Origin of the sequence: Mesorhizobium sp. M7A.F.Ca.CA.002.09.1.1 (assembly GCF_003998555.1) — a bacterium.
GTDB classification, from domain to species: domain Bacteria; phylum Pseudomonadota; class Alphaproteobacteria; order Rhizobiales; family Rhizobiaceae; genus Mesorhizobium; species Mesorhizobium ciceri.
The window spans coordinates 1-11827 of the sequence record NZ_RZRR01000058.1 but is presented as its reverse complement, the minus strand read 5'-3'; the positions used below and the strand labels follow the sequence as shown (position 1 = coordinate 11827).

The 11827-nt window shown below is 63.1% G+C and carries 10 protein-coding genes and 1 pseudogene; 4 read left to right on the top strand and 7 right to left on the bottom strand.

The window, feature by feature from the left end:
* Both EN994_RS04720 and EN994_RS04715 read right to left on the bottom strand, forming a co-directional pair.
* Positions 1–299, bottom strand: a pseudogene (locus tag EN994_RS04720) (hypothetical protein); the annotation flags it as partial.
* A gap of 87 nt (positions 300–386) precedes the next feature.
* Positions 387–1469, bottom strand: coding sequence for a sigma-70 family RNA polymerase sigma factor (locus EN994_RS04715; protein ID WP_164745812.1), 1083 nt, complete (start codon positions 1467–1469; stop codon positions 387–389).
* 227 nt (positions 1470–1696) lie between these two features.
* Between EN994_RS04715 and EN994_RS04710 the strand changes: the two genes are divergently transcribed.
* Together EN994_RS04710 and EN994_RS04705 are read left to right on the top strand one after the other, a co-directional pair.
* Positions 1697–2602 (top strand): MurR/RpiR family transcriptional regulator, encoded by a 906-nt coding sequence (locus EN994_RS04710; RefSeq protein ID WP_013530207.1) that lies wholly within the window; start codon positions 1697–1699, stop codon positions 2600–2602.
* A 57-nt stretch (positions 2603–2659) separates the two neighbouring features.
* The gene (locus tag EN994_RS04705; RefSeq protein WP_063170048.1) at positions 2660–3976 is read left to right on the top strand and encodes an ArgE/DapE family deacylase; all 1317 of its coding nucleotides are present in this window, start codon (positions 2660–2662) and stop codon (positions 3974–3976) included.
* A 24-nt stretch (positions 3977–4000) separates the two neighbouring features.
* Here the strand turns inward: EN994_RS04705 and EN994_RS04700 are convergent, their stop codons facing one another.
* The 5 genes from EN994_RS04700 to EN994_RS04680 are packed head-to-tail and all read right to left on the bottom strand — an operon-like array spanning position 4001 to position 8624.
* Positions 4001–5035: a branched-chain amino acid ABC transporter permease gene (locus EN994_RS04700; protein WP_027162307.1), complete on the bottom strand. Its 1035-nt coding sequence runs from the start codon at positions 5033–5035 to the stop codon at positions 4001–4003.
* Positions 5032–5907 carry a branched-chain amino acid ABC transporter permease gene (locus EN994_RS04695; RefSeq protein WP_063170049.1) on the bottom strand — a complete coding sequence of 292 codons (876 nt, stop codon included), beginning with the start codon at positions 5905–5907 and terminating at the stop codon, positions 5032–5034. The genes EN994_RS04700 and EN994_RS04695 overlap by 4 nt, the downstream gene beginning before the upstream one ends.
* A 12-nt stretch (positions 5908–5919) precedes the next feature.
* Entirely contained in the window at positions 5920–6633 is a 714-nt protein-coding gene (locus EN994_RS04690; protein WP_013530211.1) for an ABC transporter ATP-binding protein, read from the bottom strand.
* Positions 6630–7367, bottom strand: a complete 738-nt coding sequence (locus EN994_RS04685) for an ATP-binding cassette domain-containing protein (protein ID WP_024504790.1) — start codon at positions 7365–7367, stop codon at positions 6630–6632. The genes EN994_RS04690 and EN994_RS04685 overlap by 4 nt, the downstream gene beginning before the upstream one ends.
* A gap of 3 nt (positions 7368–7370) precedes the next feature.
* Positions 7371–8624, bottom strand: a complete 1254-nt coding sequence (locus EN994_RS04680; protein WP_063170050.1) for an ABC transporter substrate-binding protein — start codon at positions 8622–8624, stop codon at positions 7371–7373.
* Between the two features lie 190 nt (positions 8625–8814).
* Between EN994_RS04680 and EN994_RS04675 the strand changes: the two genes are divergently transcribed.
* Both EN994_RS04675 and EN994_RS04670 read left to right on the top strand, forming a co-directional pair.
* A complete protein-coding gene (locus tag EN994_RS04675) occupies positions 8815–9633 on the top strand; it encodes an alpha/beta hydrolase (RefSeq protein WP_063170051.1) in 819 nt (272 codons plus the stop codon).
* Positions 9634–9762: 129 nt separating this feature from the next.
* Positions 9763–11827 (top strand): homocysteine S-methyltransferase family protein (locus tag EN994_RS04670; RefSeq protein WP_164745811.1); only part of this gene is annotated, 2065 nt, incomplete at its 3' end.

Genomic DNA, 11827 nt, shown 5'->3' with positions numbered 1-11827 from the left:
TTCGGCGGCAGGGCGGTTTCGCTGGAGAACTGCAGAGCCTTCACCTCTGCCCAGGCGCCCGGCAGCGCTGCTTTTGAAACCTGATGGAGAAAGGTCGGCACCGAGCCGAGCGTCCGCTCGACGTCCTTATAGGTGGCGTCGACCTCAGCTTGACCGGCCCAGCCTAAGCCTGATGACAACAATGTGGCGCAGACGACAGTCGATGCGAACGCCGTGTGAAGGAGGCGGCGCGAGCGGCTGGGCCCGAGCTCGCCGTGGTGTGCGATGGAAGCAACATGGGAAACTGCGAAGGCGAACATGATCTCTCTCCTCTTTGGAACCATTTGCGTCCGGGCCAGATGATGCCCGCGTGCTGTAAGGAGTCACGGACGGGAGAAAAAGTTCGATCAGTCGTCGTCGATTCTAGGCGGACGCGGCGAAAGATGAAGATGCAAGCGTCGGGCCTTGCCGTCTCGCTGAAAGATCACCAGGACGACACCCGGCGGGCAGTGGAAAGGGTCTTCCGGCGGATTGACGAATAGTCCCTCGATCACGGTGACCTGGCTGGCGCTGAGAATGCGCTGCGGTTCCAGGCGGACGCCGGCTTCCGTGTCGGCGTCGACTTCCCAGGCAAGGAATGAGCGACCCAGCACTGGTTTGCTCGTCCCGCGGACAAGATGCAGGTCCTCTGCAAAGTGCCCAAGGAAGCGGTCACGCTCGCCATGCTGGTTGAGCCCATTGAAAATTTCGGAGTAGAATCGCTGGCGCTCGCGAGACTGCGAGCGAGCCTCTGTGTCGGCAAGGCCCGCCGTTTCCAGCAGCATCTCGGCAAGCTTGCGTTTGGCTTGCGACAAACGACTGCGAACCGTCCCAATCGGGACACCCAGAATGGCGGCCAGTTCCTCGTAAGACTGATAGCTTCCGAAATAGCGCAACATGGCGGTAGCCTGCAGCGGCTCGGGAAGCTTGCGTAGCGCGTCCCAAACCCATTCGCGAAGCGCGACTTTCTCCAGCCGCTCCTCAATGCTTGCGCGTTCGTCTGGGCGGTCTGGAATGTCGGCGGTCAAGATCTCGCGTCGTCGTCGACGCAATTGTTGCAGGCAACAGCGGTGCAACACAGTGCGAAGCCAGCCACCGACGGCTTGCGGATCCTTGAGTTCGCCGATGCGCCTCAGCGCGATCAGGAAAGTCTCATGCACAGCATCTTCGGCGTCCGACCCATAGCCGAGCATGTTCAGCGCTATCGCATAGAGCCGTGCGCGATGACGTTCCAGCAGCAGGCCGAGGCAACCACAATCGCCGCCCCGAGCGGCAAGGGCCAGTTCGGCATCACTCGGCACGATATGAGTTTCGTAGCCCATGGACTTAAGATGCATCAACTGGCGAAAAAGTTCGAATGCCAGTTCAGCTTCGTCACGATCCGTGTTCGGCGGGCACCAGTTCACCAATGACGCTTTGATGGGGTTTTGGATTGAGGTTATGACCCTCACTTCACGTCCGTAACAACCGGCCCCGAAACGGGGTCCGTGAGAACCAGGCTCGCCGCCAAGATACTCAAGCGAGATCGAAAGTGCATATGGCAGTGAGCAAGGATTGGATTCTGGCGGATGCGGGCGATCTACGCGGCTAGATTCAATCCTGTAAAACTTTTTCCAGATTTGACACCATTTCACAAAATTGTAAGATAATCATCTTCCGTCAGCGATAGGCGATGACCATGTCGATCCGCGAAGAACTGGCCAACACGACCGTGGCGTTCACCTCCGCGGAAGAGAAGATCGTCCAGGTCCTGCTCGCCGATTACCCGATGTCGGGGCTGGGCACCGCAACCCGGCTGGCACGGCGCGCCGGCGTCAGCGACCCGAGCGTGACGCGGCTGATGACCAAGCTTGGCTATGTCGGCTTTGCCGATTTCCAGGCACGCCTGCTCACCGAAGTCGAATCCAGGCTGCATTCGCCGCTTTTGATGATGGAGGCCAAGCGTCCGGGCGGCTCCAGCGAAGGCACCGCACTTGCCTATTTCCATTCGGTTTCCGACAGCCTGGAGCGTACGCGCACGGCTGTGCCGGTGCAGGCCTACACGCGCGCTGTCAACATGCTGCTCGAGAGCAAGGGCCAGGTCGTGCTGCTGGGCGGCCGGTTCAGCCGGCATATCGCCTCCATGCTGGCCGGCTATCTCCTGCAGTTCCGCTCCGGCGTGCGCGACATCGGTTCGTTGAGTCCCGCCGATTTCGACCTGTTGATCGACCTTGGCAAGCGCGACCTCCTCGTCGTGTTCGATTACCGGCGCTACCAGTCGGACGTGGTGAGCTTTGCCCAGCAGGCCAAGGAGCGCGGCGTCTCCATCCTGCTGTTCACCGATGTCTGGCTGTCGCCGATATCTGACATCGCGGACCTGACCATGGTCGCGGCGATCGACGCCAACTCGCCGTTCGACACGCTGGCGACGGCCGTTGCCCAGATGGAAACCGTCTTTGCCCACGCGCTGGAGGGCCATGGCGCCGGGGTGCGCAAGCGCATCGAGGACATCGAGAAGATCCGCAGCGCCAACGCGGTCACGCTCGATACCGTCCTATCGTCATCGGCCGACGACGCCGCCAAATCCAAAGCCACAAGGAAATAGTGTCGTTGCGCTCAGTGCAGCGATGCAAAGCGCCGCGACGCAGAAAAGGAAGCGACAATGCCCGACAACCAGACCATCATCGACGCCGTGCAGGCTGAGATCGAGACCGATCGCGACTGGTTGATCGGCCTGACCCGCGACATGGTCCGCATCCCTTCGGTCAACCCCAAATTCGAGCCCAATCCGGCGATCAACCGCGAGGCGGATGTCCAGGCGCTGCTCGAACCGATCCTCAAGCAGGACGGGTTCAGGACAGAGCAATGGGATGCCTTGCCCGGGCGGCCCAATCTGGTCGGCGAATGGGCGGGAGACGAGAGCCGCAGCCTGATCCTGTGCGGCCATATCGACGTCGTGCCGGTCGGCGCGATGAAGGACTGGTCGGTCGATCCGTTCGGCGGCGAAATCACCAATGGCCGGCTCTATGGCCGCGGCGCCGTCGACATGAAGGGCGGCGTCGCCGCTTGCATCGCCGCCGCGCGCGCGATCCGCAAGGCGGGCATCACGCTGCAGGGCCGGCTCGCCATCCACTCGGTCGTCGACGAGGAAGCCGGCGGCTTCGGCGCCATGGACGCGGTGAAGAAGGGCAAGCTCGCCAAGGCGGTGCTGGTCGCCGAACCGACCTGGGGCGATGTCCTGCCGGTCGAAGGCGGGCTGGAATGGGCGCGGGTGACGATCCGTGGCCGCAACGCCCATTCGGCGCTGCGCTACAACGAGATCTATCCGCAGCGCCACGACAAGGACCGGCTGGAGCCGGGCGTCAATGCGATCGAGATCGCCGCCCGCTTCATTGCCGCCGTGCGCCAGTATGAGCTGGACCGGACGCGAGCAAAATCGCATCCGCTGCTGCCGCTCGGCATGAACACCATCAACATCGGCGTCATGCATGGCGGCACCGGCCTTGGCGAGCACGGCCTGCCGACCGTGATGACCAACCCGGCCATCATTCCCGATGTCGCGGTGCTCGATCTCGACATGAAATTCCTGCCCGACGAGAATTCGGCCGACTACCGCCGCGATTTCGAGGCGTTCGTCCACCATTTCGCGCAGACCGATGCGTGGCTGCGCGACAACCCGCCTGCGATCCAATGGGAGCTCGGCGGGCTGCATTTTCCGCCGATGAACACGCCGGTCGACCATCCGCTGGTGAGATCGCTGATGAAGCGCAAGGCCATGGTCGGCAAGGCGCCGCAGGCGCGTGGCTTCGTCGCCGTGTGCGATGCCGCGCACTATGCCGGCGCCGGCGTCGACGGTGTCATCTTCGGCCCGTCAGGCGACGGATTTCACGGTTCCGACGAGTATGTCGAAGTCGAATCGGTGGTCGAGACCGCCAAGGTGATCGCCGCTTCGGTCATCGACTGGTGCGGCATCCGCTGAGGCGGAGCCGCCAGTCCGAAACGGTCAGGCCGGGCGCTTCAGGCGTCCGGCGACGGCGCCCCATGAAGCCTTGATCATGCCGACCAGGCCGCTCGGGTAGGCCAGCATCACGCCGATGATCAGCACCGCCGTGATCATCGGCCGCCACGCGCCGAAATCGGCCATCCATTCGGCGAAGATCGTCAGCACGAAAGAGGCGATGATGGCGCCGTAAATAGTGCTGGTGCCGCCAAGCAGCACCATCGACAGGATGATGGTCGCAAGGCTCATGCCGAAGACGTCGATCGAGGCATTGCGCTGGTAGGCGGCGTAGAAGGCGCCGGCGATGCCGGTGAAGAAGGCGCTCGCGGCAAGCGTCAGCATGCGCTGGCGCACGATCGAGACGCCGCGGCTGATGGCGTATTCCTCATTGTCGCGCAAGGCGACGATGCTGGCCCCGGTGCGTGAGCGCACGAACACGCGCAGGAACAGGGTGCTCGCCACCAGCAGCGCCAGCGCGATGTAGAAATAGGCTGATTTGCCGTCACGGACCATGTTGTGGTCGAACACGTATAGCCCGGGAATGCGCACCAACCCTTGCGTGCCGCCGGTGATGGCGGACTGGCTGATGATTACTTGCATCACCAGCTGCGCGAAGCCGAAAGTGACCAGGATGATGTAGATGCCCTTCAGCCGCAGGATCGGGATGGTCACCAGGATCGCCGCCAGGGTGGCGATGACACCGCTGGCAAACAGCGCGATCCACGGGTCGAATTCGGCCAGCTTGGTGAGCAGGCTGTAGGCATAGACGCCGATGCCGAACAGCGCCAGATGGCCGAAATTGAAGACGCCGCCATAGCCGAGGCTGAGGTCCCAGTTCGAGGCGACGATCGCATAGATGAAGGCCATGATCAGAATGTGGCGGGCATAGGTGTCGCCGAAGATCAGCGGCAGCAGTGCCAGAAAGGCGAAGCCGAGCACGAAGCCGATGGCCTCCTGCTTCCACGGCGTGCGGCCGGGAGCGATCGGGGTTGCCGCCTCTGTGTGGCTAAGGGTGATCGGCGATGTCGTGTCGGTCATGCTAGGCCTCGGGAGCGGCTGGCAAAGATGCCCTCGGGGCGCACCATCAGGGTCAGGATCAGCACGCCGAACAGCAGCGCCGGCGTCCAGTACAGGCCGAAATAATAGCTGCAGGCGGCCTCGAAGAAGCCGATCAGATAGGCGGCGAAGATCGGTCCCGAGATGCTCGATATTCCGCCGAAGACGACGACGATCAGCGCCTTGAGCAGCGGGTCGCTGCCCATCACCGGCGACATGAAACGATAGCCGCCCATGAAGATGCCGGCGAGGCCTGCAAGCGACGCGGCAATGGCGAAGGCCAGCCCATAGAGCGCGGTGACGTTCAGCCCGACCAGATGGCTGGCATCTTCATTCTGCGCCACGGCGCGCAGCGCCAGCCCGAGCCGCGTGCGGTTGAGGAACATCCAAAGTGCGGCCAGGATCAGCGGCGTGATGACGATGATGGCGATCTGGTGCAGGGAGACGCCGACGCCGCCGATGGTGGTGTTGCCGGTGATCAGCGCCGGGATCTGCTTCGAGCGCGGTCCCCAGATGGTCAGCGCGCCGTTCTCGATCAGCGACCCGGCTGCCAGCGTGGTGATGACGACGACCAGCACGATGTTGGGTCGGCCGATCAGCGGCCGCACGACACTCGCCTGCAGGATCCAGCCGACGCCGGCCATGACGACGACGGCGATGGGAAAGGCGACCGCCGCCGGCAGGCCGAGTTCGACCAGCTGCCAGGCGATGTAGGCGCCCAGCATCATGAACACGCCATGGCTGAAATTGAACACGCCGATCGTCGTCCAGACCAGAGCCAGCCCGACCGCCATCATGGCGTAGAGCGAGCCCTGGAACAGGCCGCCGAACAGGATTTCCGCCAATGCGCTCATCTTCGGATTTTCCTAATGGCCAAAATACATCGACATGATCTCGCCGTGGTCGAGGCTTTCGCCCGGCTTGATCTCGGTCGCAACGGCGCCATGGTTGACGAGGTAGAGTTGCTGCGTCAGTTCCAGCAGGAATTCGATGTCCTGCTCGACGACGATGAGCGGTACGCCGCCGCGCGAAATGTCCATGACGGAGGCGCAGAGCTCGTCCTTGATCTTGGGCGCCAGCCCAAGCGTCGGCTCGTCGAGGATCAGCAGGCGCGGATGGCTCATCAGCGCCGTGCCGATCGACACCATCTGGCGCTCGCCGCCCGACAGCGTGCGCACGCGCTGGCGCCAGCGTTCCGCCAGTTTCGGGAACAGCTTGACCACCTTTTCGCGGTTTTCCGCCTCATGCGGCCGGGCCCGCGGCGAATAGGCGCCGAGCGCCATGCAGTCGGCGATCGAGAGATCGGGAAACAGCCGGTTGCCTTGCGGCACATGGATCAGGCCGGCGCCGACGATGGCGCGTGCGCTGTGGCCGACAATGTCTTGCCCGTCGAACAGGATGCGGCCGCTCTTCGGCTGCAGAAGCCCGGAGATAGCACGCAGCAGCGTCGTCTTGCCATGGCCGTTGGGGCCGAACAGGCCGACATTGCCGAAACGGCCGGCCTCCAGCGAGATATCGTGCAGCACGGTGACGCGGCCATAGCCGGCGGTGACGCCTTCGACGCTGAGAATGGGATTCACGCCGCCGACCTCCTCGTGCCGAGATAGGCCTCGATGACGTGCGGATCGGCGATCACGCCTGCCGGATCGCCGGCGGCCAGGACGCGGCCATTGTTGAGCACCAGCAGATGCTGCGAAAGGCTCATCAGGAAAGTCAGCACGTGCTCGATCAACAGGATGGTGATGCCGCGTTCGGCGGTGCGGCGGATCAGGCCGATCGACGTCTCGATCTCGGGTTTGGTCAGGCTCGATGCCGGCTCGTCGAGCAAGAGCATGCGTGGCTGCATGGCGATCGCCGTGGCAAGCATCAGGCATTTGCGCTCGAACACGGACAATTCGCCGGCAAGCCGGCCGAACGACTGGGATCCCAGGCCGACGAACTCCAGCGCCTCGGCGGCGGCATTGCGGGCCGTGGCCGCTGTCTTTTCCTGCTTGCCGTAGCTGGCGCCGATCAGCGCGTTCTCGAATACGGTCAGCCCGTCGAAGCTGGTCTCCCGCTGAAAGGTCCGGGCAAGGCCGAGGCGCGCGATGGCGTGTCCCGATTTGCCGTTTATGGCAATGCCGTCAAAGCGGATGTTGCCCCGGTCGGGCCCGAACGGGATGCCGGTGATGATGTTGAACAGCGTGCTCTTGCCGCTGCCGTTCGGGCCGGCGATACCGAAGATCTCGCCGGCCTCGACCTTGAACGACACGCCATCGACGGCCTTCAGCGAACCGAAGGCCTTCGACACGTCGTCCAGTTCAAGCAGGGCCATTCCCTACTTCATCCAGGGCTGGAGCTTGAAGGCGCCGGTGGCATATTTCTCAGGCGAGATCAGCGTGCGCTGGCCATCCCAGATCTGGAAGAAGGTGATCGGAATATAGTCGTCGCCCTGCGTGGCCAGGTGGGTGGCGGGATCGAATTTCAGCCGCCCTTCCGCGACCTGCTTGTCGGTCTCCGACAGCGCCTTCATGATCGCCGCATGGTCGGATGCGCCCCCGACCTTCTTGACCGCATCGAAATAGACATTGGTCATTTCGTAGAGGCCGACGCCGTAGGTGCCGCTCTCGACGCCGTATTTTGCCTTGAACTTGGCTGCCACCTCATCGGCGCGCGGGTTCTTCGGCGTCGTCAGCGCGCCGCCGAGCAGGTTGTAGATGATGCCATCCGATTTCTTGCCGGTCAGCTCGACGAATTCCGGAACGCTCGGCGCGTATTGCAGGAAGACGAGGCTCTTGGTCGGCTGCTCGAGGAACTGGTTGAGGAACGACGCCGAATTGCCCGGCAGATAGTCGGTGTTGATGACGACATCGGGAACGTTCTCGCGCACCTTGGCGAGGATCGAACGCCAGTCGGTCACTTCGCCGAAGGGTACGATCTCGTCGACGGTGATGGTCCAGCCCTTCTCCTTGAACGTCTTCTTCATGCCTTCGGAGATGGTCTTCGAATAGGCATTGTCGGACGAGATGATGGCGACCTTCTTGGTCGGCAGGGTGATCTTGCCGTCGGCCGCGAGCTTCTCGACGAACAGGGTGACGTCGGTGTTGTAGGCGTCGAAGGAAGGCGTCAGTGACCAGCAGCACATGTATTTGTCGGGGCTCGGCGCGATGATGTCCCTGGTCTGCTGCGAGGTGGCCGCCAGCATGTAGGGCATTTCCGCCTCGGCCATGTTGTCGATCTCGAAATTGGTCAGGCTGGCATAGCCGGTCAGCATGAAGTGTACGCCCGGATCGCCAAGCAGGCGTTCGACGGCGCTGGTGACGTTGCCGGCGGACTGATCCTTGACGTCGCCGACCACCAGTTCGAACGTATCCCCGGCAACGCCGCCGGCTGCGTTCGCTTCGTCGATGGCCATCTGCACGCCGCGCTGGAATTCCTGGCCGTCCGCCGCGGCAGGGCCGGTGAGCGGCGCAAGCAGGCCGATCTTGACGACGTCGGCAAAGGCGGGGGCGGCTGATGCGGCAAACATGCCGATCAACGTCGTGCTCATCAGCATATGGCGGATTCGACTTGCGGCGGATTTGGGCTTCATCGTGCTGTTCCCTGTTTTCCTCCCGTTCATCGGGAGTTGGATAATTGACAATCTACGCATAATTGTTCTTATTTGAAAAGGATTTTTCAACGCAACCTGGCCGGGAAGATGGTTCCCGCAAAGGTATGGAAGCCGTGGCGCTTTGCTGCGCAACTGCATTAAAACAGGGCAAGTCCCGACGGAGCGGACAATGACGATCTCGCAGAAGACCCTTGAAACCAGCCACGGCAAGATCGCGGTGCGTGAGACCAGCGGCCAGGGAACCGCTGTCATGCTGATCCACGGCAATTCATCTTCCAGTGCCGTTTTCCGCAACCAGTTGGACGGCCCGTTGGGCGAGCGATATCACCTCATCGCTCCCGACCTACCCGGCCATGGAGCGTCCGGCGATGCGATCGATCCAGAGCGTTCCTACAGCATGGAAGGCTATGCCGATGCCATGACCGAAGTGCTCGGGCTGCTCGGCATCGACAAGGCCATCGTCTTCGGCTGGTCGCTCGGCGGCCATATCGGGCTTGAGATGATCGACCGCTTTCCCGGCCTGCTTGGCTTGATGATCACCGGCACGCCGCCTGTCTCGCCCGAGGAGGTCGGTAGCGGATTCAAGCCGAGCCCGCATATGCATCTCGCCGGGCAGGAGACCTTCACCGGCGCCGACGTGGAGGCCTATGCGCGCAGCACTTGCGGCGAGCCGTTCGAGCCGTTTCTCATCGACACGGTGGCGCGCACCGATGGACGGGCGCGGCGCCTGATGTTCGAAAAGTTCGCGGCCGGCACTGGCCGGAACCAGCGCGAGATCGTGGCCGGCAAGACGCCGCCGATCGCCGTTCTGAACGGCATCGACGAGCCATTCGTCAACACCGATTTCGTCTCCGCTGTGAAATTCTCCAATCTATGGGAAGGCAAGACCCATCTGCTCGACAAATCCGGCCACGCGCCGTTCTGGGATTCGCCGGATCGCTTCAATCCGGTCCTCGCCCGCTTCCTGGCAAGCGTCGACATAGCGTAGGTCCGTCGGAAACCGGCGCCACGGACCCGCCTTCGCGTTGGGTGGGTGACAATCACGCGCATCTGTCGTATATTGACATAAAGATATCCTTATGTGACATGAAAAGGCCTGTCGCCAAAGGGATAAAAAATGTCGCAGAATTCTGCCTCGCTGGACGCATTGTTCGGCCCCGTCGCGGCAAAACCGGACGGCCCGGAAGTGCTTGCCGCGCTGACAGCGGCGGCACGCGAGCGCATTCTCATCCTCGACGGCGCCATGGGCACCCAGATCCAGGGCCTCGGGTTTAACGAGGACCAATTCCGCGGCGAGGCTTTCGCCGGCTGCGCCTGCCATCAGCAGGGCAACAACGACCTTTTGATCCTGACCCAGCCCGGGGCGATCGAGGAGATCCATTATCAATACGCCATCGCAGGCGCCGACATCCTGGAGACCAATACTTTCTCCTCGACCTCGATCGCCCAGGCCGACTACGGCATGGAAGATGCCGTCTATGCGCTGAACCGCGATGGCGCGCGGCTGGTCAGGCGCGCCGCTGTTCGGGCCGAGCAGCAGGACGGCAAACGAAGGTTTGTCGCCGGAGCGCTCGGGCCGACAAACCGCACCGCCTCGATGTCGCCCGACGTCAACAATCCCGGCTATCGCGCCGTGACCTTCGACGATTTGCGCCTCGCCTATGGCGAGCAGCTGCGCGGGTTGATCGATGGCGGCGCCGACATCATCCTGATCGAGACCATCTTCGACACGCTGAACGCCAAGGCGGCGATCTTCGCGGCGGAAGAGATCTTCATCGAGAAGGGCGTGCGCCTGCCCGTGATGATATCGGGCACCATCACGGACCTCTCCGGCCGCACGCTGTCGGGCCAGACGCCGACCGCCTTCTGGCATTCGGTGCGCCATGCCAACCCCTTCACCATCGGCCTCAACTGCGCGCTCGGCGCCAACGCCATGCGAGCGCATCTGGCCGAAATATCCGGTGTCGCCGACACCTTTGTCTGCGCTTATCCGAATGCCGGCCTGCCCAACGAATTCGGCCGGTATGACGAAAGCCCGGACTTCATGGCCGCCCAGATCGAGGATTTCGCGCGTGAGGGACTGGTCAATGTCGTCGGCGGCTGCTGCGGCTCGACGCCGGAGCACATCCGCGCCATCGCCGAGGCGGTGCGGAAGTATCCGCCGCGCGCCATTCCGGACATTGAGCCCAGGATGCGCCTGTCCGGGCTGGAGCCATTCACGCTCACCGACGAGATCCCCTTCGTCAATGTCGGCGAGCGAACCAATGTCACCGGCTCGGCCAAGTTCCGGAAACTGATCACGGCGGGCGACTATGTCGCCGCGCTCGACGTCGCCCGCGACCAGGTCGCCAACGGCGCGCAGATCATCGACATCAACATGGACGAGGGTCTGATCGATTCGAAGAAGGCCATGGTCGAATACCTCAACCTGATCGCCGCCGAGCCGGACATCGCCCGCGTTCCTGTCATGGTCGACAGTTCGAAATGGGAGATCATCGAAGCCGGCTTGAAATGCGTGCAGGGCAAGCCGCTGGTCAACTCCATCTCGATGAAGGAGGGCGAAGAAGCCTTCCTGCATCATGCCAGGCTGGTCCGCGCCTATGGCGCCGCCGTCGTCGTCATGGCCTTCGACGAGGATGGCCAGGCCGACACCAAGGCGCGCAAGGTCGAGATCTGCACCCGCGCCTACAAGCTCCTCACCGAGCAGGCCGGCTTCCCGCCCGAGGACATCGTCTTCGATCCCAACGTGTTCGCCATCGCCACCGGCATCGAGGAGCACGACAATTACGGCGTCGACTTCATCGAGGCGGCCGGCGAGATCACCGCCACGCTGCCGCATGTCCACATTTCTGGCGGCGTGTCGAACCTGTCTTTCTCGTTCCGTGGCAACGAGCCGGTGCGCGAGGCCATGCATGCCGTATTCCTTTACCATGCCATCCAGCGCGGCATGGACATGGGCATCGTCAATGCCGGCCAGCTCGCCGTCTACGATACGATCGAGCCTGATCTGCGCGAGGCCTGCGAGGATGTCGTGCTCAACCGCGCGCCCAAGGCCGGCGGCACCGCCACCGAACGCATGCTGGAGATCGCCGAACGCTTCAAGGGCACGGCCGGCAAGGAAGCGCAGGAGCGCGATCTCGTCTGGCGCGAATGGACTGTCGAACAGCGGATCAGCCATGCGC

Bases quoted from the DNA above. Each gene is read 5' to 3' on its own strand.
- EN994_RS04710 (WP_013530207.1), top strand. From the start codon at position 1,697: ATGTCGATCCGCGAAGAACTGGCCAACACGACCGTGGCGTTCACCTCC.
- EN994_RS04705 (WP_063170048.1), top strand. From the start codon at position 2,660: ATGCCCGACAACCAGACCATCATCGACGCCGTGCAGGCTGAGATCGAG.
- EN994_RS04700 (WP_027162307.1), bottom strand. From the start codon at position 5,035: ATGACCGACACGACATCGCCGATCACCCTTAGCCACACAGAGGCGGCA.
- EN994_RS04695 (WP_063170049.1), bottom strand. From the start codon at position 5,907: ATGAGCGCATTGGCGGAAATCCTGTTCGGCGGCCTGTTCCAGGGCTCG.
- EN994_RS04685 (WP_024504790.1), bottom strand. From the start codon at position 7,367: ATGGCCCTGCTTGAACTGGACGACGTGTCGAAGGCCTTCGGTTCGCTG.
- EN994_RS04680 (WP_063170050.1), bottom strand. From the start codon at position 8,624: ATGAAGCCCAAATCCGCCGCAAGTCGAATCCGCCATATGCTGATGAGC.
- EN994_RS04675 (WP_063170051.1), top strand. From the start codon at position 8,815: ATGACGATCTCGCAGAAGACCCTTGAAACCAGCCACGGCAAGATCGCG.